Source organism: Methanococcoides sp. LMO-2 (assembly GCF_038432375.1).
Classification (GTDB): domain Archaea; phylum Halobacteriota; class Methanosarcinia; order Methanosarcinales; family Methanosarcinaceae; genus Methanococcoides; species Methanococcoides cohabitans.
The window spans coordinates 893,743-915,305 of the sequence record NZ_JBCAUS010000002.1 but is presented as its reverse complement, the minus strand read 5'-3'; the positions used below and the strand labels follow the sequence as shown (position 1 = coordinate 915,305).

General features: G+C 44.3%; 31 protein-coding genes and 1 other RNA gene. 25 read left to right on the top strand and 7 right to left on the bottom strand.

The features are described from left to right. Nucleotides 1–76: 76 nt before the first annotated feature. The 5 genes from WOA13_RS04775 to WOA13_RS04755 form a co-directional block, all read right to left on the bottom strand. Nucleotides 77–1,003, bottom strand: a complete 927-nt coding sequence (locus tag WOA13_RS04775) for a coiled-coil protein (RefSeq protein WP_342126806.1) — start codon at nt 1,001–1,003, stop codon at nt 77–79. After that, on the bottom strand, nt 1,000–1,662 hold the full coding sequence (locus WOA13_RS04770; protein WP_342126805.1) for a hypothetical protein: 663 nt from the start codon (nt 1,660–1,662) through the stop codon (nt 1,000–1,002). Before WOA13_RS04770 ends, WOA13_RS04775 begins: the two co-directional genes overlap by 4 nt. A 71-nt stretch (nt 1,663–1,733) precedes the next feature. Continuing rightward, a complete protein-coding gene (locus WOA13_RS04765; protein ID WP_342126804.1) occupies nt 1,734–2,024 on the bottom strand; it encodes a DUF424 domain-containing protein in 291 nt (96 codons plus the stop codon). Nucleotides 2,025–2,034: 10 nt separating this feature from the next. Beyond that, nucleotides 2,035–4,125 (bottom strand): minichromosome maintenance protein MCM, encoded by a 2,091-nt coding sequence (locus WOA13_RS04760; protein WP_342126803.1) that lies wholly within the window; start codon nt 4,123–4,125, stop codon nt 2,035–2,037. A gap of 119 nt (nt 4,126–4,244) precedes the next feature. Then, nucleotides 4,245–4,940, bottom strand: a complete 696-nt coding sequence (locus WOA13_RS04755; protein WP_342126899.1) for an RNA methyltransferase — start codon at nt 4,938–4,940, stop codon at nt 4,245–4,247. A gap of 182 nt (nt 4,941–5,122) precedes the next feature. Here WOA13_RS04755 and WOA13_RS04750 point away from each other — a divergent pair, with 182 nt between their 5' ends. From WOA13_RS04750 to WOA13_RS04725, 6 genes are all read left to right on the top strand, one after another. After that, nucleotides 5,123–5,506 (top strand): ferritin-like domain-containing protein, encoded by a 384-nt coding sequence (locus tag WOA13_RS04750; RefSeq protein ID WP_048204820.1) that lies wholly within the window; start codon nt 5,123–5,125, stop codon nt 5,504–5,506. 30 nt (nt 5,507–5,536) lie between these two features. Continuing rightward, nucleotides 5,537–6,199 (top strand): nitrite/sulfite reductase domain-containing protein, encoded by a 663-nt coding sequence (locus tag WOA13_RS04745; protein WP_342126802.1) that lies wholly within the window; start codon nt 5,537–5,539, stop codon nt 6,197–6,199. 252 nt (nt 6,200–6,451) lie between these two features. Continuing rightward, nucleotides 6,452–7,261, top strand: coding sequence for a disulfide reductase (locus tag WOA13_RS04740; protein WP_342126801.1), 810 nt, complete (start codon nt 6,452–6,454; stop codon nt 7,259–7,261). Continuing rightward, on the top strand, nt 7,261–8,499 hold the full coding sequence (locus WOA13_RS04735) for a (Fe-S)-binding protein (protein WP_342126898.1): 1,239 nt from the start codon (nt 7,261–7,263) through the stop codon (nt 8,497–8,499). The genes WOA13_RS04740 and WOA13_RS04735 overlap by 1 nt, the downstream gene beginning before the upstream one ends. A 115-nt stretch (nt 8,500–8,614) precedes the next feature. Beyond that, the gene (locus WOA13_RS04730) at nt 8,615–9,250 is read left to right on the top strand and encodes a DUF116 domain-containing protein (protein ID WP_342126800.1); all 636 of its coding nucleotides are present in this window, start codon (nt 8,615–8,617) and stop codon (nt 9,248–9,250) included. After that, complete coding sequence (locus WOA13_RS04725) at nt 9,243–9,860, top strand: DUF116 domain-containing protein (RefSeq protein WP_342126799.1); 618 nt, start codon at nt 9,243–9,245, stop codon at nt 9,858–9,860. The genes WOA13_RS04730 and WOA13_RS04725 overlap by 8 nt, the downstream gene beginning before the upstream one ends. Before the next feature lie 22 nt (nt 9,861–9,882). On the opposite strand, the gene rnpB is transcribed toward WOA13_RS04725, so the two are convergent. Then, nucleotides 9,883–10,234, bottom strand: an RNA gene (rnpB, locus tag WOA13_RS04720) — RNase P RNA component. A gap of 230 nt (nt 10,235–10,464) precedes the next feature. On the opposite strand from rnpB, the gene WOA13_RS04715 reads away from it, so the two are divergent. Together WOA13_RS04715 and WOA13_RS04710 are read left to right on the top strand one after the other, a co-directional pair. Next, on the top strand, nt 10,465–10,719 hold the full coding sequence (locus WOA13_RS04715) for a hypothetical protein (protein ID WP_342126798.1): 255 nt from the start codon (nt 10,465–10,467) through the stop codon (nt 10,717–10,719). 199 nt (nt 10,720–10,918) lie between these two features. Then, entirely contained in the window at nt 10,919–11,284 is a 366-nt protein-coding gene (locus WOA13_RS04710) for a response regulator transcription factor (RefSeq protein ID WP_342126797.1), read from the top strand. Nucleotides 11,285–11,322: 38 nt separating this feature from the next. On the opposite strand, the gene WOA13_RS04705 is transcribed toward WOA13_RS04710, so the two are convergent. Further along, nucleotides 11,323–12,345, bottom strand: a complete 1,023-nt coding sequence (locus WOA13_RS04705; RefSeq protein WP_342126796.1) for a methyltransferase domain-containing protein — start codon at nt 12,343–12,345, stop codon at nt 11,323–11,325. Between the two features lie 712 nt (nt 12,346–13,057). On the opposite strand from WOA13_RS04705, the gene rpl3p reads away from it, so the two are divergent. The 17 genes from rpl3p to WOA13_RS04620 are packed head-to-tail and all read left to right on the top strand — an operon-like array spanning nt 13,058 to nt 21,552. Further along, nucleotides 13,058–14,071, top strand: a complete 1,014-nt coding sequence (gene rpl3p / locus WOA13_RS04700) for a 50S ribosomal protein L3 (protein ID WP_342126795.1) — start codon at nt 13,058–13,060, stop codon at nt 14,069–14,071. A 5-nt stretch (nt 14,072–14,076) separates the two neighbouring features. Continuing rightward, a complete protein-coding gene (gene rpl4p, locus WOA13_RS04695; protein WP_342126794.1) occupies nt 14,077–14,838 on the top strand; it encodes a 50S ribosomal protein L4 in 762 nt (253 codons plus the stop codon). Then, a complete protein-coding gene (locus WOA13_RS04690; protein ID WP_342126793.1) occupies nt 14,835–15,083 on the top strand; it encodes a 50S ribosomal protein L23 in 249 nt (82 codons plus the stop codon). The genes rpl4p and WOA13_RS04690 overlap by 4 nt, the downstream gene beginning before the upstream one ends. 11 nt (nt 15,084–15,094) lie before the next feature. Further along, nucleotides 15,095–15,808 carry a 50S ribosomal protein L2 gene (locus WOA13_RS04685; protein WP_048204830.1) on the top strand — a complete coding sequence of 238 codons (714 nt, stop codon included), beginning with the start codon at nt 15,095–15,097 and terminating at the stop codon, nt 15,806–15,808. A 17-nt stretch (nt 15,809–15,825) separates the two neighbouring features. Next, nucleotides 15,826–16,239, top strand: a complete 414-nt coding sequence (locus WOA13_RS04680; protein ID WP_048204831.1) for a 30S ribosomal protein S19 — start codon at nt 15,826–15,828, stop codon at nt 16,237–16,239. Between the two features lie 10 nt (nt 16,240–16,249). After that, nucleotides 16,250–16,705: a 50S ribosomal protein L22 gene (locus WOA13_RS04675; RefSeq protein WP_048204832.1), complete on the top strand. Its 456-nt coding sequence runs from the start codon at nt 16,250–16,252 to the stop codon at nt 16,703–16,705. Beyond that, nucleotides 16,705–17,619, top strand: a complete 915-nt coding sequence (locus WOA13_RS04670; protein WP_342126791.1) for a 30S ribosomal protein S3 — start codon at nt 16,705–16,707, stop codon at nt 17,617–17,619. Before WOA13_RS04675 ends, WOA13_RS04670 begins: the two co-directional genes overlap by 1 nt. Before the next feature lie 2 nt (nt 17,620–17,621). Next, nucleotides 17,622–17,825 (top strand): 50S ribosomal protein L29, encoded by a 204-nt coding sequence (gene rpmC, locus WOA13_RS04665; RefSeq protein WP_048204834.1) that lies wholly within the window; start codon nt 17,622–17,624, stop codon nt 17,823–17,825. Nucleotide 17,826: 1 nt separating this feature from the next. Next, a complete protein-coding gene (gene rnp1, locus WOA13_RS04660) occupies nt 17,827–18,132 on the top strand; it encodes a ribonuclease P protein component 1 (RefSeq protein WP_342126790.1) in 306 nt (101 codons plus the stop codon). Nucleotides 18,133–18,137: 5 nt separating this feature from the next. After that, complete coding sequence (locus WOA13_RS04655) at nt 18,138–18,467, top strand: 30S ribosomal protein S17 (RefSeq protein ID WP_342126789.1); 330 nt, start codon at nt 18,138–18,140, stop codon at nt 18,465–18,467. Beyond that, entirely contained in the window at nt 18,464–18,862 is a 399-nt protein-coding gene (locus WOA13_RS04650; protein WP_048204837.1) for a 50S ribosomal protein L14, read from the top strand. The genes WOA13_RS04655 and WOA13_RS04650 overlap by 4 nt, the downstream gene beginning before the upstream one ends. 11 nt (nt 18,863–18,873) lie before the next feature. Further along, nucleotides 18,874–19,227 (top strand): 50S ribosomal protein L24, encoded by a 354-nt coding sequence (gene rplX / locus WOA13_RS04645; RefSeq protein WP_048204838.1) that lies wholly within the window; start codon nt 18,874–18,876, stop codon nt 19,225–19,227. 5 nt (nt 19,228–19,232) lie between these two features. Continuing rightward, complete coding sequence (locus WOA13_RS04640) at nt 19,233–19,934, top strand: 30S ribosomal protein S4e (RefSeq protein WP_342126788.1); 702 nt, start codon at nt 19,233–19,235, stop codon at nt 19,932–19,934. Between the two features lie 13 nt (nt 19,935–19,947). Further along, on the top strand, nt 19,948–20,445 hold the full coding sequence (locus WOA13_RS04635) for a 50S ribosomal protein L5 (RefSeq protein ID WP_342126897.1): 498 nt from the start codon (nt 19,948–19,950) through the stop codon (nt 20,443–20,445). Further along, on the top strand, nt 20,445–20,597 hold the full coding sequence (locus WOA13_RS04630) for a 30S ribosomal protein S14 (protein WP_048193264.1): 153 nt from the start codon (nt 20,445–20,447) through the stop codon (nt 20,595–20,597). The genes WOA13_RS04635 and WOA13_RS04630 overlap by 1 nt, the downstream gene beginning before the upstream one ends. A gap of 11 nt (nt 20,598–20,608) precedes the next feature. Beyond that, nucleotides 20,609–21,001 carry a 30S ribosomal protein S8 gene (locus WOA13_RS04625; protein WP_342126787.1) on the top strand — a complete coding sequence of 131 codons (393 nt, stop codon included), beginning with the start codon at nt 20,609–20,611 and terminating at the stop codon, nt 20,999–21,001. A gap of 17 nt (nt 21,002–21,018) precedes the next feature. Further along, complete coding sequence (locus tag WOA13_RS04620; RefSeq protein WP_342126786.1) at nt 21,019–21,552, top strand: 50S ribosomal protein L6; 534 nt, start codon at nt 21,019–21,021, stop codon at nt 21,550–21,552. Nucleotides 21,553–21,563 lie beyond the last annotated feature (11 nt).

Genomic DNA, 21,563 nt, shown 5'->3' with positions numbered 1-21,563 from the left:
GAAAAATGAAATAAGGTCTAAATATAAATTAACGAAATTAATAGATCAATTTAAAAAAAGTTAGAAAATCTTAAGTTCAGAACTTAAGATCTCCCTTTTCCATAAGCAATTTGAGGTCCTGAAGACTCATCTTTCCAGTCTTCTCGAACTTCTCTTTTGCTACACTGTGCTGTTCATCTATCTTCTTCTCATCCTTTACAAGCTGGATATCGTTGAGCTTGTCAAGATAGACACTGAGTTCATCCCTGAGCTGTGAGATCTTTGCCTTTAAAGGGTCGATCTTTTCCCTTATTGGGGACACTACGTCGTATGTTTCCTTGATCTGGGAATGGTACATATCAGCTTCTTTTCGAAGCTCATCTACCTTCTTATAGCTCTCAAGCATTGCAAGATGATGTTTCTGTGATTCTTCTGCAAGTTCCTTGATGTTCCCGCCAGGTGTGCCATCTGCCTTGTAGATTGATTCAGACTGTTTGTAAGTCTCTACTATCTTCTTGTGAATATCATCTGCAGTGCTGGCAGAGTCGATTCTCTGTTGTAGGTCTGTCAGTCTTGAGAAGATGTCGATCTCATGTTTTAATGGGATATCAGCGTTAAGGAATTTATCCAGTTCTGCTGCATATGCCTTTGTGAGGGAATCCACACTTCCTCTGGAAAGCTTGTTGTACTCATCACGTTTTGCTTTGAGCTCGGAAATACTGCCTGTGATCTTGTCCTTCTCGCCACGTACTTTTTCATTTGAAGCTTTGATCTCAGAGATCTTTCCGTTGACCTCATCACGCAGTTTCTTCTCTTCACGTGCTTTTGTTGCAAGTTCCTTTACCTGTGCATTAAGTTTGTCCCTTTTTTCCTTAAGCTCATCGATGTTTGTTCGGTGGAGCTTAAGTTCCCTGAAGACGCCTTTAAGGGTACGTTCGTTCTGTGAGATCTTTGTCCTGTAATCATTGACCACATTCTTGAGATCTTTCTCGCTCATCGTTGCCGGGTCCTTTAGTTCGCTCATGCGTCTGCCTCCTGTGTCTTCTCTTCGCTGGAGGGAAGCTTTTCCCAGTACTGAAGGGCTTCATTATGGCTCTTTATTCTGTTCTCAAGCCAGCCATGGCGAGGTGTGAGTTCCTTGAGCTCTTCTCTTGCTTTCTGGAAGGCGCTCTCAAAGTTATTTTCAGTGCCGCTGATGCCTGCAAGCTCAGTACTTGAGGTAATGGCTTCATTTACCCTTGTCCTGATTTGCTGAACTGCTTTCTGGATATCTTCCTGGGTTCCCATGCCATTCAGTTTATTAAGAAGCTCTTCAACGATCTTCTTTTCTTCATCGATATCAAAAGCACGCTTTACTTTGGTGATGTCATCTTTTACGCCATGCATCAATTTGTTATCAAGCAACTTTTCATCGATCTCGTCAAACATCTCTTCGAGGGTGTTCTCTGCCTGATGGTACAACTGCTGGCGCTTTTCTTTTAGCAGTTCGATGCGGCTTAAAACATCTTCCTTATCCTTCTTTGAGGAGTCGACCTGTTCTTTCAGTGCCTTCACTTTCTCTTCGAGACCGCTGAACTCGCGGTTGTATTCTTCCAGAAGGCGTTTATGCTTTGTGATCACATTCCTGACCAGTTCATTCCTGTCAAGAATGGAAATTTCATTACTTTGTGTACTCTCACTCATAGTTCCACCAAATTTATGTCAGAATTTTGATGTTGTGTAATCTATAATTATAATATGAAATTAATGTGAAATTATAATCTGTATAGCTGGGCATGCGGGATCCCTTCGATATATATTATGCATCCGGGATCTATCAGGCCTGCATCGACAGCACATTGTACTGCACGCTTGCCAAATATGTTTGATGTTGTAGCATTTGCAATGGCTTCAATTATCTTTTCTTCAGGTGCAATTTCACCTTTGTAGAATGATTCGGTTATTTCGACAACCAATTCGCCCTTTTTAAGTTTTTTACCTATCAGTTCCCTGTCACAGACCGCAACGATCATCTGATTTCCGGATTTGTGTATTTTCAGGTACATATGTTCACTTTTATACTATTTTTATGTGCTTGTTATCAGGCGAAAGCAGGTCTCCCTGTCTTTTCATTTTTGTGATAAGCTCTTCTACACGGTCCCTTTCTATATTTTCACTCTCAGCTTCTGCATAGACCTCTTCAAGAGGTGCCTTGGAACCTGCGTGCCTTTCACTGACACGTGCAATGATGTCTTTGACAAGATGTATTTTATCCCTCTGGCTCTTGCTCGTTCCGGATGCGATCACATCTACATCTAATGCACCTGTGTCCGGGTCAACTCCCACCTGTCTCATACATGCCATGGATATTCTTGTGGTACGCTTTGCATCATCCAATGTAACTACATTACTTAAACGTATGCGAGCACTTGCTTCGGCAAGCCTTACAAGGGCTTCCAGTTGCCTTGCAGTGACAGGAACAGGTGCATCCTTTCCTTCTCCCTGCCGTCTAAGGTCGAGGTAATAATTAATAATATGCTCACGGGCCTCATCTTCCATTATCGGGAATACTTTCCTTCGTGCATAGGCCACATATTTTCTCATCAGGTCATTGTCGATAGTAGGAAGTATGACCTCCATGTGTGATTCCACATCTTCCTTCGATACCGTTGATGTGGGGAGCTTTTGCCTTTGTTCTGAAAGTTCTCCTGCGTAATGGGATTTCAGGATGTGGTTTGCGATGTTACTATCCTTCGTGCGGTCAGGCACATCAAGAAGTATGAATATAAGGTCGAACCTGGAAATCAGCGCAGGTGGCATGTTGATCTGTTCGGCAAGTCCTTCATACTTATCGAATCTTCCATATTTTGGATTGGCAGCACCAAGGAGTGCACATCTTGATTTAAGGGTTGCAAGGATACCTGCTTTTGCGACACTGATGGTCTGCTGCTCCATTGCTTCGTGCAGTGCGCTCTTATCTTCCTTGCTCATTTTGTCCATTTCATCCACTGATGCCAGACCCATATCTGCCATCACAAGTGCACCGGCTTCCAGTGTCCAGCGTCCGTCGCCAAGGTCATCCTTGACCGCTGCGGCTGTCAGACCACTGGATGATGCGCTTTTACCGGATGCGAACACTCCTCTGGGTGAGATCTTCACCATGTAACGGAGCAACTGACTTTTTGCGATACCGGGGTCACCAACCAGGAGGATGTGTATGTCACCCCTGACACGGGATCCGTCTGGGAGCATTTTAGGAACTGCTGAGAACAGCTGAAGGCTGAGTGCTTCCTTTATGTCCTCATAGCCGTAGATAGATGGTGCGATGGATCCGATTATATTGTTGTAGATGTTCGGGTCTTTGCTCATGTCAAGTATTGTTTCTTCATCTTCCGGTGTTATGTCAAGCTCATCGAATTCCTGGTCTACATATTCAAGGGAGTTAGCATGAAGGACAAGGTCATAAAATGTGGATTTACCTTCCCTTAAGGTCCTTTGGTGTGAGCGAAGTATTCCATTTATTACAAGACGGTCACCTGGCTTCACAATACCTGCAAGGTCATCCTCTGCATCAACGTCGAGGCTTTGCGGTTGTGAACCTCCCTTTAGGTTCTCCGGTGATTCCTGTACCTGGAGCTTCTGTGCATCCACGAAGGTGGACTGGTCGATAAGTAATTTGAAAGGTCCCTTCTTACCACAAGATTCATTCTCACATTCATTTGGTTCTACGAACTTAGGACCGTCCTGTGGTTCATAGCTTGTGTTTTCACATCGCATGCACATGAATGCTGCATTCGTAACTTTTGGCCTGACCTCTGTAGCTTTGCGTATCATACCTTCGATGGATATGAATTTTAACAAATGCTTGCTACGCAGATCCCTTATGCCAATGCGGTTTGGGATATTTATAAACTGGACGTGTGCATCATCGAGATCTTTTTCGATAGGGATGTCGATCTCACGAAGTGCTTGCTCAGCATAGGGGATAACGTCATCAGGGTGCTCAAGCAGTTCATGTGCAAGATCTGAATCGAATTGTTCAAGGTCCGGGAAATCGACCACAATGCTTCGCATTTCGGGATATTCGTTGGCCAGCAGAAGAATATCATCCCAATAGTATCTCTTCAGGAAATCCCTGAATTTTTCATCCCATTTAATTTCACTCATCTGATCCACATTTGTCCTTTTTTAGAATGATTATTATATGTATCGCAGTTAAAAACATCATAATACATATCAATATTTCGAGCCGATATAATCATCATTGGATATGTAAGGAGGTACTTTCACTTGATCAGTTGCTGTATCCTTCCAAAAAAGCCCCTTAATGTCTGTACTTCCCTTGGCATGAGCTGTGCCCTTCCGAAGATCCTTTTGAACATAAGATGTGTTTTTTCTTTTTTATGCTCCGGGTACTGGATATCGTCCAGAAGTTCTCCTATGTGCTCGTGAAGAAGCCTGAGATCAAAACCATCTGCAAGTTGCTGCTCTCCAGCTTCTATCTGACTTAGTTCGTATAATATTATTGTCGTAGCATGTGAAAGGTTCATTATCGGATAGATCTCGGAGGTAGGGATGCTGACTATCATGTCGCTCATCCTTAGTTCCTCGTTCGTGAATCCGTTATCTTCCCTGCCAAAGAGGACGGCAACAGTTCCGCTTGTTTCGTTGAACTTTTCCTTGAGTTCGTGTGGAGTGTACGGCGGCATACGTATATGTTCATCCATTTTCAGTCCAGTTATGCCGGTAGTTGCGACCACTACATCGGCCCCTTCGATAGCTTCTTCGATGCTGGTTACAACGTTTGCTTTCTCAAGTACATCCCATGCATGTGATGCCAGTGCACGCGCTTCATTTTCCAACTTGCAAGGGTTGACCAATACAAGGTCACTGAACCCAAAGTTTTTCATAGCTCTTGCTACTGAGCCGACATTACCCTGGTACAATGGTTCCACCAGAACGATCCTCAAATTAAAAGTCATCCTCTTCTTCAATATCATTAATGCATGTATATCTTGCGCAATCATGTGTCTTTTATATGTCCTGCTATTTGGAGATTATATGCAGAACTGCTATTATATCACAGCATACGTCAGTATTCCATAAACGTTATCAAGAATCCTGATAATATAGTTATTACAATTTGTATCGAGGAGGTAAAGAAATGAGTTTAGAAGATATTTTGAAAGCTACTTTTAAGGGTGAGACAACTGAAGTCGGATGGTACCTTGCAATGTCAAAGCTGGCCGAGCGTGAAGGGCATTTTGATGCTGCTCTCTATTTCCGACAGATCGCAATGGATGAAGCATGGCATGCTACAGAAGTCGCTGAGATCCTTGGTGTTATCAAAGGCACTACCATCGAGAACATTGAGATGATGCTCGAGGGCGAGACAATGGCTGAACAGGAAAAGGCTGATGCTGCTAGTATTGCACGTGAGGAAGGAAATGAAGCCGCAGCATTGTTCTTCGCAAGAGCATCCCTTGATGAAGCAAGGCACAAGGCAGGTCTTGCAGGTCTTCTCAAAAAGCTGAAGCAGACTGAATAAAACCAATATAATTGATCGGATGTGGGATCGGTGGCAAAGGATCTGTTGGATAAATGTGCTATACTTCAGCGCGATAAGCAGACCTATGCCATTGTTCCACAAACTCCGGGTGGCATTGTAACTCCTGATGAACTCCAGTGTATAGTTGATGTTGCCAGGAAGTATGATGCTGATACTCTTAAATTTACATCCGCACAACGTATTGCTATTGTCGGTTTAAAAGAAGAGGATATTGACAATGCATGGCTGGACCTTGGTATGAAGCCGGCAGCAGCCATCGGCAAATGCATTCGCAGTATAAAGGTCTGTCCAGGCACGAGCTTCTGTAAAAGGGCACAACAGGATGCTGTTTCCCTTGGATTGATTATTGATAATAAATATCATGGTATGGAGCTTCCATCAAAGTTCAAGATAGCTGTCAGTGGTTGTATGAACTCCTGTTCCGAACCAGCAGTAAAGGATATCGGCATAATGGGAACTCCCAGAGGTTTTACTTTGATGGTGGGGGGAAATGCAGGTATAAGGCCAAGGCTTGGGGATGTTATCGCTGAAGGCCTGACTGAAAGTGAGGTTCTTGATCTCGTTGAGAAGATCGTTGACACCTATAAAGGGTATGCTAAACGGTATCGTCTTGGCAGGCTTATTGATGATATGGGTCTTGATAATTTCAAAAGAGAAATCGGTGTTTTATGATTTTTTAATGCTTTTTCCTGTACTTTCTTGTTTAAGCTCCTATTATATTGATTTTCATGTTTTCTGTGATCTCCTTGAATTGGATCTCTATAGAATGTTTTTTAATTAATTTCTCCCTCCCGGTGGATCATCGATAATGAAAATATTTAAATACAATAGATTCCACCAATACACAAACCGTATTCGGTATCATGATAATTTTTAGAAAGATGTAATCAATACTGATTCGTAGCAATATCAGGAGAATAATTTATGAGTATGGAATATTTCAGTGGACTTTCTGAGACTGCAGAAATCGCAAACAGTTTCGGGATGCTTACTGAGTCTATGAAGATCACATTTGCAGCGGTTATGATTATGGCCACCATATCAATAGCGATCTTCATGCTTGGTATGTATATCAATCTCAAAAAATGGGGCATGGGTTCCGAAGGCTACAGTCTTAAGCCAAAAGGAAGCATTTTCACATTCCCTAAAGCGTTAGCCTATCAAATGAGTGCAAAAGGGCATGGACATGGTCAGAATATCTTTGTAACACTTATTCTTGATGCTCTTCTTCAGAGACGTGCATTAAGGCGCAGTCCTGGAAGATGGATCATGCATATCGCCATCTTTGGTGGATGGATCGCTCTTTGTATCATGTCAGTTGCCATGTTCGTTGTGGAAATCATCCACATGGTAGGAATTCACATAATCTCGCCTGAGGTTTTCAGAGAGATGCTCAGTTTCCCTAACGATGTTTTCAGTTACATTCTGTTGTTCGGTATCATCGTTGCAATTTTCAGGAGACTTTTCCTTAAGAAGGCTCGTGAAAGTACAATCGCTTTTGATTCCGTACTTCTTGTCGGACTTACTATAATCGTTATTACAGGTTTCGTTGCTGATGGTCTAAGGAACGGTAATTTCTGGGGCTTCGGAATGCAGTCTGATCTTGCACCACCTGCAGCACTGTTCCACGTTGTGATCTCATTGTTCTTCTGTATCGCATATATCCCATTCAGCAAGTACATGCATATGATCGCAGGACCACTTACACTGCTTGCTAACAAGGGAGGCGAGTGATCATGAAAGGCGAACCTTCAATTAATACAAATAACTTTACTGCTGTCCAGCTCATGGAGCTTGATGCCTGTGTACGCTGTGGTGAATGTGTCAACTGGTGTCCAACCTATGACGCTTCCGAAAAAGATCCTGGACTTGCACCAAGGGATAAGATCCTCAGGTGGAAAAAGTTCATGGACAAGTCCTACGGTCTTCGTGCCAGGCTTTTCGGTCCAAAGGCAATTCCTGAGGAAGAGATCGAGCAGTTCAAGGATGATGTCTATGGATGTACTACCTGTGCAATGTGTGCAACTGTCTGTGAGGTCGGTATCAACACCGTCGAACTCTGGGAATCCATGCGTGCAAACCTTGTAAAACGTGGAAACGGTCCATTCGGTAAGCAGAGCATGTTCGTCAAGCTCATTGGTGAGTACATGAACCCATACATGGCTGACAACAAGGACAGGCTCAACTGGATCACTGAAGATATCAAGATCGCTGATAAGGCAGAGATCCTCTACTTCGGAGGATGTACTGCAGAGCTCAGGGAAGCAAAACTTGCATTAGCTACCGCACGTGTTCTCAACAAGCTTGGAATCGAGTTCACAATGCTTGGTGAAGATGAATGCTGCTGCTGTTCAGCACTTGTCAGGACCGGTCAGTATGAGATCGAGGACATTGCACGTAAGGCTGCAAGAAGCAATGTTGATGGTATCGTTGCAAAGGGTGCAAAGACAGTTGTCTATGCATGTGCAGGATGCTTCAGGGCTTCACTTGTCGACTGGCCAAGGCTTCTCGGTGAAGAGCTTCCGTTCAAGGTTGTTCATATCACAGAGTTCCTTGAGGGACTTATCAAAGAAGGAAAGATTGAATGGGAAAAACCATTTGACAACCTTACTGTAACATACCACGATCCATGCCACCTTGGTCGTCACGTTGGTGTTTTCCAGCCTCCAAGGAGTGTTCTTAACTCTATTCCAGGTCTCAACCTGAAAGAGATGGACCGTATCAAAGAGAACCAGCGCTGCTGTGGAGCTGGCGGTGGTGTAAAGGCAGGTATTCCAGACCTTGCTCTCAAGGTCGCTGAGACACGTGTCCAGGATGCTCTTGCAAAGAACCCTGATATTCTCTCAAGTGCATGCCCATTCTGTAGAAGGAACCTTTCTGACGGAAGAGACTCCCTTGGTGCAGATGAGCTTGTTGTTGAGGATGTCATCGTCCTTACAGCAGAAGCACTTGGAATTGATCTGGATGACTGAGTGGAGGGTTAACCCTCTGCTTTTCATTTCTTCTTTTTGTATATCCTGATTTTTATTTTACGTTAGTTCCTTTCTAGAGTTAGCTTTAAATATTGCAAGGTCTTCTTTTTGGCTCATGGAAATTCCCTATGAACTTTTGGGCAGGATATTTGTATATCTGCTTCTTTTTGTTTTGCTGGGAATTATTGTAGCATTACTGATCGGGTTTTATAGCTTTAAGAAAAAGAAGGTAGTGTTCCCGGGTTTTGTTCTCTTCATCCTTTATTTGTTCTATTCGCCAGCAAAATGGATCTGTAGTGTCTTCTCTATCCGCGATACGCTTGTGGATGAGATCCTTATTGAGATAAGAAATGCTGTAATGCTTGATGATTTTATCAATACAACAGGTCCAAGGGCTGTGTTCTTGCCTCAGTGCATGCGCCATGCCAGCTGCAGGGCCAGATGTGATCCTATCATTGGATATGAATGTAAGATGTGTGGTCTATGTGATATCGGGGCCATCTGTGAGGCGGCGGATGAACATGGGTTCACAGTTTATGTGATACCTGGTGGGAGTTTTGTGAAGAAGATCATGAAAGCACACAGGCCTGCTTCATGTATCGGTGTAGCCTGTTATAATGAGCTTTCAGAGTCCATGGAGGAAATATCCTTTATTCCTGTTCAGGGCGTCTGTCTTTTGAGAGACGGCTGCTTCAATACAAAAGTGGATGTTATGGAAGTGGTCAGTAAAATGGAGATCTGCAATGTATAATCTCATAGGCAAATTGGTATTGTTATTTTTGATACTTTCCGTTGTTGTTTCATCATTGTCTCTCTATGCCAGTCGCGTAAGCCTTACCCGGAAAGTGTGCTTATCCGGCTTCTTTGCAAAAGTTCTGGATTTTTTCTTTCTTCCTCTTAAGTATTTCTTCTGCAAGTTCTCGGATCCTCGCAAGCTTGACAGGTGGATGGTTTCCCTGAAGAACTCTGCACACCGCTCTGATTTTAAAAAGACGACAAAGAGGCATATGTTCGTTCCACATTGCATGCGTGCTCTTGATTGTCCTGCATATGCAACTAAATATGGTATACAGTGCAAGTCCTGTGGAAAGTGTGTCATGGATAAATTGAAGAAAGACGCAAAAGAATATGGGTATGAGTTCTATATTGTGACCGGCTCTTCATTTGTTAAGAATATCCTGAACGATCGTTATGCAGATGGTGTTCTCGTCATCGCATGTGATTATGAGATCAACAAAGGTATGCGTTCTCTTGCAGGCACCGGTATTGTCACATATGGTATACCTATGCTCAATGATGGCTGCTACAATACTGGGGTGGACTACAAAGCTGTCACTGAGACTCTGGAAATGTTTGCATAATTTCTTTTAGAATAAGATTGGTGAGTGAGGAGAGTAAGCTCCCTTCTGTTGGTGCAATTCCCCTGTTCACAGGGTGAATAGGGAAGGTCCTTACGGACTCTTGCACTGACGACATTCGGCTAAGCGTTAATAACTTCGGGACGGTCCAGAAACCCGTTTTATCCCTACTTCCAACTTGCATCCACGAGGATTCGCCGTTCCATCCACTTCCCATGCGACCTCAATCTTGCGGTATCATTGCATTAACATGGTGTGGTATCGTTTCTGTGCCAGCGCCCTGGCTCTCGCCAGACACCCTTCACAGGCGTTCGTGTATCTGGATGATGGGGAGACTTTCCTCAGGCCGAAGGCCCGGCGGTCGTCCTTCCTCTCTCGGTTCTATGGTTGTCGATGTTGAATATATAGTTAGCGGCAAAATCGGTGGTGTCTGGATGACGTTGGTTCTATTGTCTGCAGTTCATATGGCGCATTCATCATGTCTTATTTTTTGATTGTATTTATTGATGATTTGATCTATCTTTTAAAACAAAGCCTACAAATAGCAGTACTTATATATTGATTATTGTAATCAAGAGATCGCAGATGTCATTCAGGTGGTGCGGATATGCCAGATAAAACGGTGTTCGATCAGTACAAAGAGATGATTGAGAAAACAAAGCAACTTCACTCGGAATTAGTTGAATTGTCTTCAAAAGTAGATGGTATGGTTGGTACTATGGATACGGGCATTTCTGATCAAATTGCACCTGCAAGAATGGTTTCAGCATCGTCTTCTGATGTCAATATTTCCAGTGATCTGGACAACTATCCGGTAAGAGGCTCCTTGAAAAGGCAGGGTTCAGATCTTAAGAGGCATTAAGTATTCTGGATGTTGCACATATCTTTTCTTTTAGGTTATACTGACATTACAAGTTTTACCATCGTTTGGACGTTTACTATTTTAATATTATGTCATAAGTATGCGGGCAGGCAATATTTATGTAGTGTTCAATATAATGTTCATATGAACGCATTATGTAGATTCAGCTGATGGCTATGATTTAAGGAGTTCTGTTACATTGAAAAAAATAATGGTTGTTGATGATGAAGCTGACACCATTTATCTTGTCAGGTCCATTCTCGAAGCAGAGGGTTTTGAGGTAGTGGGGGTAGGTAGCGGTATCGAATGTCTTGAAAGGCTCGATGCTGAAAAACCTGATGCTGTGTTGCTGGATATTATGATGCCGGATATGGATGGGTGGGAAACCTATCATAAAATAAAAAAAGATTTTCCGGATATGCCTGTTTCGATCCTTTCTGCCAAAGGTCAGAAGTTTGATCAGATGCTTGGACTTAATGTTCTGAAGGCGGACGATTATATCATTAAACCATTCGGTGCAGCGGATCTTGCAAGACGTATCAAGTCCCTTTTTGGGGAAGCCTGATACGACTCATGTTCTTTTGTATTTTAGATCTTGTAGTTTCAGCCTATTATTTTGCATATGATGGCAGTTCCATCTCTGGCAAAAAGGTGAGCTGTACCTGAACCGGTCAGGCCTTTCTCGATCTCGTTTCGCATTTCCCAGTATCTTGCGGGATCAGTTCCGGCCCTTAATATTACTGTACCGATATCTTCCTTTCTAAGCTGTTTATTTATTAGTGCGGTGTCCAGCTTTGATATCTGGATAATTTCGTAACTTGTCTTTGCAATAGGGTGGTTTAGGGGTGATTCGGATGTAAGGAGAATCCTCTTTTGGTCGATATTGAATAATTTAACCTCTGATCCTGTATTTTCCATTATGGATCCTGCAAGCTCTGGCAACAGTTCGGCTTTAATGACGGATGGCTCTGGCTCACATGCAAACTCTCCGATATGTTCGGTAGTTATTATTTCTGAAGCTGGGCTATTTGAGTCGATCCTTGCTTCTGAAGGTAGTGATACTGCTGAGCGATCACATGTCTTTATATCTCCAAAATAAAGGTTCAATCTGTTCAACTGACCATTTAAGGATAGGTATTCTTTTTCACAATCAAACGGTATCCTGTCCGGTGTCATCTGTGGCGGGGCTTCGAATGCAAAATTGTTCGTTTTTTCCTCGTAGGCCGAAAGCACCTCTGGAATTCCCGGCTTAAGGCTTGTGATAAGACGTTTGTCTTCTAATGGTGGTCTTGCAGGGTCGGAGAAGAGTATGTCTATTTTAGGCACCTGTTCGAGAACCTCTTCTGATAGTGCATCTCCGCAGATGAACTCCACATTCTCCAGACCGTAACGTTCGCAGTTCTTTCTTGCAAAATCGATTTTTTCCTGATCGATCTCTATTGCATAGACCTTTTCACATTCTTTTGCAAAGAATATGGTCTGGCCACCTATTCCACAACTGATGTCTGCGATGGTTTGGCATTTCAGGCGTTTTGCCCTGTAGCTTGCTACTACTTCAGGTGTTGCAAAACGCAGACCGTCATTGTCGGCTTTAATCCTGTTATCAAATTTCTTTTTTCGTGACACTTGTGATCAGTATGAAAGAAAGGTTCAACAGATTTAAATCCATCCAATGTACCTGTCAATGTTCTCTTTATCTTCGTGGGATTTGTCGATTTGATCAATGTTTTCCGGTACATTTAATTAGGTTCCAAAATATCTGTGCAGTAGTTGTGCGGTAGTATATGTGTGATGTGTTAATCCTCATATATGGCTATTAAACCCTTCAATTGCATGAATGTTCTTGGTCGTATGCATTTTCGTGTTTGTTTTTTACCTAATGACCATGCAAAACATTTATATATAGAATCTGACATTTAGACACCCTAAGTTAGGATTAAGTATGTAATTTGGCCTTGCCAATTTACACGACTAAAGATCATAACGTAGGAATAAGCAAGTGTGAAAAGTCGGATTTAACAGGAAGTGTTCATGGGCCTCTTCACGGAATGCCCGCTCTTGTGTGCAAATGTGTACAAGGGAACACTGAATGGCTAAATCTTTTAGAGATGATTGAGTACGAACAGACAGCCGGATGTATCCTGCCTGTTATGAGAAGTATGTTAGTTATCTTGCTTTCCGCGTGATGTATGTAGAAACGATCTACGTAGTTCTTTTTGGAGCTATATAGTGGACATTGCATGCATTTTGGGAATTACACTTTTTTCACAGTCTTGGCCTACATCATGAAAAAACGAAACTTTGTTTCAAACAGAATCGTAAAAGTAGGAGAATACAAATGGCAAAAGGACACAGACCAAGGCGGGGTTCACTTGCATTCAGTCCACGCAAGCGAGCACAAAGTCACATTCCAAGGTTTAGATCATGGCCAGAGTCAAACGCTGAACCTAAGCTTCAGGGCTTTGCAGGTTACAAGGTAGGTATGACCCACGTCATCATGATCGACGACACAAAGAACAGTCTTACAGAGGGCAGTGAGATATCCGTTCCTGTAACTGTTATCGAGACCCCAGCTATCCGTGTTGCAGCAATTCGTGCATACGGTGAGGACACCTATGGGGAAAAAGCAATTGGTGAAGCATGGACAAACGTTCTTGACAGCGATCTTGACCGCAGGATCAAAGCTCCAAAGAACCACGACGTCAATGCAGCACTTGCTAAGATCGAAGGACTTGTAGAGGATGGTACTGTCACAGATATCAGACTTATCACATACACATTACCTTCAAGTCTTACTGGTGTTCCAAAGAAGGTTCCTGATATCATGGAAACCGGTGTAAGTGGAGCAGATGCAAAAGCAAAATTCGAGTACGCAAAGAACGTTCTGGGAACCATGGTAGATGTCTCAGATGTGTTCGGTAACGGCGGTATCATCGATGTTGCAGCTATCACAACCGGTCACGGTACACAGGGTCCGGTAAAGAGATGGGGAATTAACCTCATGAAGAACAAGCACTCCCGTCAGGGAAGTCTTAGACAGGTCGGTACTCTCGGTCCATGGACTCCTGCACACGTTAGCTGGAGAGTTCCACAGATGGGTCAGATGGGATACCACCAGAGAACTGAGTACAACAAGAGGATCTTAAAGATCTCCTCAGATGCCGATGAGATCAATCCTGCAGGCGGATTCACCAACTATGGTCTGGTCCGTGGTAACTATATCCTGATCAAGGGCAGTGTCCCAGGTCCATCAAAGAGACTTATCAGGCTCAGGGAACCAACCAGGTCAAAGGTATCCAGCATAGGAGAACCTCAGATCGTTCACATTAGTACACAGTCCAAGCAGGGGTGAAGTGAATGACCACAGCAAATATTATCGATTTATCAGGAAATGCTAAAGGCGAGATTACATTGCCGGAAGTATTCGCAGAGATCTTCAGGCCGGATCTTATCAAAAAGGCAGTTCTTTCTGCACAGGCCAACAGGCTTCAGCCATACGGTCCTAAGGTATATGCAGGTATGGAAACATCAGCACACTCCTGGGGATCAGGCAGAGGTGTTGCACAGGTTCCAAGGATCTCCAATGGAAGCCGTGTCGCAAGGATCCCACAGGCAGTGGGCGGAAGGCGTGCACATCCTCCAAAGCCGGAGACCGACCGTACAGAGAAGATCAACAAGAAAGAGAAGCGTCTTGCTATCAGATCCGCTATTGCAGCAACTATCAATGCTGACCTTGTAAAGGCACGCGGTCACAAGTTCGACGCAGAAGTTCCTCTTGTTGCAGAGAACACCATTGAAGGTCTTCTGAAGACAAAGGACGTCATAAGCTTCCTTCAGGCAGCTGGTGTCTATGATGATGTTATCCGCGCAAAGGAAGGTAAACACATAAGGGCCGGTAAAGGCAAGCGCAGGGGACGCAAGTACAAGACAAGGAAGAGCATCCTGATCGTAACTGGTGAGGAAAGTCCTATTGTTAAGGCAGCTAACAACCTTCCAGGTGTCGATGTTGCTACAGTAGATTCCCTGAATGCAGAACTTCTGGCACCAGGTACCCATGCAGGCAGACTCACCATTTGGACCGAGTCCGCAATAACCAACATGGAGGGTATGTTCATATGAGTGCTATTAAGTATCCGTTCATTACTGAAAAAGCAATGATGCTTATGGATGACAATAAGCTTCAGTTCGTCGTTGACACACGTGCTAACAAGAAGCAGGTGGAAAGCGATGTGGTCAAGATGTATGGCTTCGCAGTAAAGTCAGTACGCACAATGACCACCATGAAAGGCTTAAAGAAAGCATTGGTAACATTCGAGGAACCAGATGCTGCACATGAGATCGCAACACGTATAGGATTGATGTGAGGTGAAGTTACATGGCTAAAAGACTTATATCACAAAACAGAGGTCGAGGAAGTCCAACATACAGGGCTCCATCACACAAGTACAAAGCTGCACTCAAACACCCACGTGTAGATGAAGAAAGCGTTCTCAATGGTACTGTTATTGATATCACACACGACCCTGCAAGGTCAGCACCTATTGTCAAGGTAGCCTTTGAGAATGGTGAAGAGCAGTTGATTCTTGCTCCAGAAGGAATCGCAGTCGGTGAAAAGATTGCCTGTGGTGTATCCGCAGACGTCAAGCCAGGTAACATCCTTCCTCTTGCAGAGATCCCTGAAGGTATTCCAATATGCAACATTGAGTCAAAGCCAAACGACGGCGGTCAGTTTGCACGTTCATCAGGTGTTTATGCAACACTTGTTTCACGTGAAGCAAGCAAGGTCGTTGTAAGGATGCCATCAGGTGTCTTGAAATGGTTCAATCCAAAATGCAGGGCAACAGTCGGTATCGTTGCCGGTGGCGGAAGGGTTGACAGGCCATTCCTCAAGGCAGGTAAGAAATACCACAAGATGAAAGCAAGGGCAGCCAAGTATCCACGCGTATCAGGAATTGCCATGAACGTTATTGACCACCCATTCGGTGGAGGTAACAGGAAGCATCCAGGAAGGCCAACTACCGTGAGCAGGAATGCGCCACCAGGACGTAAGGTTGGTCAGATCGCAGCACGCAGGACCGGAAAACGTTAAACAAAGAGGTAGTATACATGGCAAAGAAATCAACATCAAGATTACCAAAACGAAAAGGAGAGTTCACATACCGTGGTCTTACGGTAGAACAGCTCCAGCAATTGAGTTTTGAAGAATTTGTAGAACTCCTGCCTGCAAAGGAACGCAGGTCCATACGCCGTGGTCTTTCCGATCACCAAAAGGATATTCTGCAGCAGTTCAGGGACGGTAAAGAAAGCGTACGAACTCACTACAGGAACATGATCATCTACCCTGAGATGGTCGGCAAGACCATTGAGGTCTATAATGGTAAGACGTTCGTAGCAACAGAGATCATGCCTGAAATGATCGGGCACAGGTTCGGCGAATACTCCCCAACACGTAATAGGGTTTCACACGGAAGCGCTGGTGTTGGTGCAACACGTTCGAGTAAGTTCGTACCATTGAAGTAAGGTGATGTGAATGGCAAGAATCAACTATACAACAGAACTTGACCCAGAGACAAGTTCAAAAGCAATGGGTTCCGAGCTTCACATCTCACCTAAGAGGTCACGTGAGCTCTGCAAAGCTGTAAAAGGCATGAAGACAAAGGCAGCAAAGCGCTATCTTGAAGATGTCGTCGTCTTGAAGCAGGCAGTTCCTTTTGGAAGGCACAATGACAGCCTTGGTCACAAGAAGGGTCCAATGGCAGCAGGTCGCTATCCTGTAAAGGTCGCCACAGAGATGCTTAAACTTCTCAAGAACGCAGAAAGCAATGCAGAATACAAAGGTCTGAACCCTGATCACATGTACATTGCACACGCAGCAATGAAGCGTGGACGTGTGATACACGGTATGAGACCAAGGGCTCGCGGAAGGGCAAGTCCGAAGAATACGGAAACTGTCAATATTGAACTGATCATAAGCGAGGTGCGCTAATGGCTGTAGAGAAAAAGTTCGTCCAGGATGGATTTGTAAAGGCATCCATGGATGAATATTTTGCAAAACAATTAAGCAGGGCTGGCTACGGCGGTATGGACATTAACCGTACCCCAATGGGAACCCAGATCACTATCTATGCTGAGAAACCAGGTATGGTAATCGGAAAGGCTGGAAAAGTGATCAGGAAACTGACCCGTGACGTAGACAGGATCTATGACCTGGACAACCCACAGATCGATGCACAGGAAGTCAAGAAACCTGAACTGAATGCACAGATGATGGCATCAAGACTTGCTTCTTCCATTGAGAGAGGATGGTATTTCAGAAAGGCCGGTCACAACACCATGCGTGCTATTATGAACGCTGGTGCACTTGGATGTGAGATCGTCATTTCCGGAAAACTGACCGGTGCAAGGTCAAGGGTAGAGAAGATGGTCAACGGTTACATCAAGCACGCAGGTAAACCTGCTGAAGACATCGTCGATGACGGTTTTGCTGTTGCTGTAAAGAAACTTGGTACCCTTGGATGCAGAGTACGTATCATTCACCCTAATGCAGTCCTTCCGGACGCATACAGGATGAAGACCGCTGAGGAACTTGCAGCATCAGGTGTCGTTGCTCCTGCTGAAGAGGCAAAGGCAGGCATCGAAGAGCTTGTAGAGGCTGAAGGCGCAGTTGCAGAGCCTGAAGAAGTTGTTGAAGCAGCTCCTGAAGTTACAGAAGTAGCTGAAGAAACTGCAGAGGCAGAGGTTGTAGCAGAAGAACCTATGACTGAAGCAGCAGCAGAATCAGAACCTGTAGTTGAGATCGTTGAAGGAGAAGAGCGCCGTGAGGTCAACGGTGTATGGCAGCACAAACATGAGGGACACGATTACTGGCACCCAACGGCCCGTGTCCACAGGGAGGGCTAATCATGGCAATCCTTCGTACAAAAGAGATTAGGGACATGACCCCACACGAACGTGTAGATGAGCTTGAGAAGATCCGAAGCGAACTTATCCGTGAGCGTGCACTTGCATCTGCAGGTGGAGCTCCTGATAACCCCGGAAGGATCGGAGAGCTTAGAAGGACCGTTGCAAAGATCAAGACAATTCAGAACGAATTGAAGGAGATCTGATTTGGAAGCATCAGCTTCTAATCTGATTTTCCACGAGCTGATCGGGCTTGTAACGGAAATCATCGGGTCAACGAATCCCACATTAAATAACATAAAAGGCAGAGTGGTAGACGAGTCACGCAATATGCTTGTGATCGAGACGGAAGACATGGACGAAAAAATGGTCCCAAAACAAGGGACCACGTTTGTCTTCCATCTTCCATCCCATTCTGCTGATCAAGATCAACGTGTTAAAATAAACGGGAAGTTACTGCTCTCACAACCCGAGAATAGAGTTAAGAATATTAGAAAAATACGCATGAGGTAATAATCATGGTAAAAGACATTGGATTGGATGTACCTGAGCCGTCCAAGGAATGTAATGACGTAAATTGTCCATTCCACGGCAGTCTCCCTGTAAGGGGACAGATCCTCGTCGGTACTGTTGTAAGCGACAAGATGGACAGGACAGTGGTCATTCAACAGAGGCGTGAAAAGCTTATAAACAAATATCAGAGATATGAGAAAAGGCAATCAAAGATCCACGCTCACAATCCACCATGCATCAATGCAAAGGTGGGAGATATCGTGACGATCGCGGAATGCCGCCCTCTCAGTAAAACAAAATCATACGTAGTAGTCAAGTCGGAGGTGCAGGCGTGAGGGGTATTCGTTCAACGATCCCACGTGCACTGAACGCTGGCGCCAAGATCGATTGTGTTGATAACACTGGTGCACGTACCGTGGAGATCATTTCAGTCAAGAAGTACAGGGGTGTAAAGAACAGGATGCCAAGGGCAGGTATTGGTGACATGTGCGTTGTATCTGTAAAGAAAGGTACTCCTGAGATGCGCAAGCAGATCCTTTACGCAGTAGTTGTACGTCAGAAGAAGGAATTCCGTCGTCCTGACGGTCTAAGGGTAGGTTTCGAAGACAATGCGGTAGTGATCGTAGATGATAAGGGTATCCCAAAGGGAACCGACATTAAAGGTCCTGTTGCAAGAGAAGCTGCAGAAAGATTCCCAAAGATCGGCACAACAGCATCCATGATCGTGTGAGGTGTTAAATTATGGTATCAAAACAGCCAAGAAAACAGAGGAAAGCACGTTACAACGCACCTCTCCACATCAGGCAGAAATATATGGCTGCACCTCTTTCAAAGGAGCTTCGCGGCAAGTATGGTCGCAGTGCAAGCGTTATTATCGGCGATACTGTTGTGGTAATGCGTGGTGACCATGCAGGTACTAAAGGAAAGGTCGAAGCCCTGTCCCTGAAGAGCGGAACCATCGTCGTAGAAGGTGTTTCTGTTAGCAAAGTGGATGGAACCGAGGTTCCAAGGCCGATCTATCCTTCAAATGTGATGATCACATCACTGGAAATGAACGATAAACGTAGAGAATCAATATTATCTAGAGGCAGGTGATTCAAGTGGGCAAACATCAAAAGAGGATATCTGTCCCGAACAGCTGGCAGATCTCAAAGAAATCCAACAAATGGATCACATCTACAAGACCAGGTCCTCATAACAGATTACAGAGTCTTCCTCTTGCTGTTGTGCTTAGGGATATGCTTGGTGTCGTGGACAACCGTGCAGAAGCAAAAAGAGTACTTTCTGAAGGAAATGTACTTGTTGACGGAATCGCAAGAAAGGACCTCAGGTTCCCTATAGGCCTGATGGATGTAATCAGCATCCCACTGAACAATACAGAATATCTTGTATTGCTTGATGGTAAGGGAAGGCTTGTTCTCAACAAGCTCGAGGGCATGGGTGCAAACAAATTGTGCCGTATTGAGAACAAGACTGTTATCAAAGGCGGAAACATTCAGTTGAACCTGAACGACGGTACAAACTTTAATGGTTCCAATGATTACAATACAAAGGATTCCATTATCCTGTCCCTTCCTGAAAAAGATGTTGTAAAACACATCAAGTACGAGGTAGGCAACCTTGCAATGATCGTTGGTGGAAGCCACTCCGGTGAGATTGGTACTATCAAAGAGATCAACAAGGTAAAAAGCTCTAAGTACAACACAGTGACCATCTCCGGAGAAACCGAATTCGAGACCATCGAGAACTATGTTTTCGTGGTGGGCGAGAAGGAACCAGAGATCAGCCTGGGTGGTGAGTAAATTGAGTAACTCAATGAGAAATCCTAAGGTCGATAAAGTAATCGTCCACATGGGTGTTGGAGAAAGTGGTCAGCATCTTGTAGATGCAGAAGGTATCCTTGAGGCTATAACCGGTCAGACCGTTATCAGAAGCTATGCAAAGAGAACCTTGCCTGCATTCAGCATCAAGAAGAACGAGCCTATCGGATGCAAAGTAACTCTTCGTGGAGATGCTGCAGAAGATTTCCTTACTACATCCCTGGAGATTGTCGAGAAAAAGCTTCGTGCCTCCCAGTTCGATACCTATGGTAATGTTTCCTTTGGTGTCGAAGAGCACACCGATTATCCTGACATGAAGTACGACCCAAACATCGGAATCTTTGGAATGGATATCAATGTGGTCGTAAACCGTCCTGGTTACAGGATCAACAAGAGAAGGATCATAAAGCGAAAGATACCAACTTCCCACAAGATCTCAAAAGAGGATACGATATCTTTCTTTAAAGAAAACTATGGTGTGGAGGTAGAATAATGACTCAGACAGAGAAGAACTTTGGAAGAGGCGCAAACGAGTGTAAAAGATGCGGCAGAAAGCAGGGTCTGGTACGCAAGTATGGTATCTACCTTTGCAGGCATTGTTTCAGGGAAATTGCCCATGACATGGGATTTGAAAAATATACATGAGGTGAACAGATATGGTATTATTGGATCCTCTTGCTGACGCGTTATCAACTATCAAGAACGCTGAAGCTGTTGGTAAAGATTCCTGCACCATCAGGCCGGCATCAAAGCTCATCGGAAATGTACTCAAGGTCATGAAGGACCGTGGATACATCGGTGAGTTCGAGTTTGTGGAAGATGGTAAGGCTGGAATATATACAGTAGAACTTATTGGACGTATTAACAAGTGTGGAGCTATCAAGCCACGTTATTCAGTTGGAGTAACCGATTTCGAGAGATGGGAGAAACAGTTCCTTCCAGCAAAGAACTTTGGTGTTCTGATCCTCACAACCTCCCAGGGAGTAGTTTCCCAGTACGAGGCTCGTGAGAATAACACTGGTGGACAGTTATTATCATTTGTGTACTAATTTAAGGGTGAGATGATATGGCAAAAGAAATCAAAAAAATAATCTCGATTCCTGAAGGTGTGACAGTAACGTTAGAAAATAACGTTCTGTCCGCTTCAGGGCCCAAAGGTACCAACACAAGATTTGTGTGGTATCCAGGTGTGAACATCACAGTGGACGGCTCAGAAGTGACCGTTGACTCTGCTTCATCGAGAAAAAAACAGAAAGCAATGGTCGGAACACTTGCTTCTCACATCAACAACATGATGAACGGTGTTGTGAACGGCTTTGAGTACCGCATGAAAGTGGTCTACTCTCACTTCCCTATGCAGCTTAAGGTAGAGGGTAAGCAGTTCATTATCAGTAACTTCCTTGGTGAGAAGAAGTCAAGGGTCTCCAAGATCCTCGGTGAGACAACTGTAAAAGCAAGTGGCGATGAAGTGATCGTTTCCGGTATCAACAAGGAAGATGTCGGTCAGACCGCTGCTAACATCGAGCAGAAGACAAAGATCAAGCGCTTTGACCCACGTGTATTCCAGGATGGTATATACATCGTTGAGAAGAGGGTATGAGAGAGAAAGTG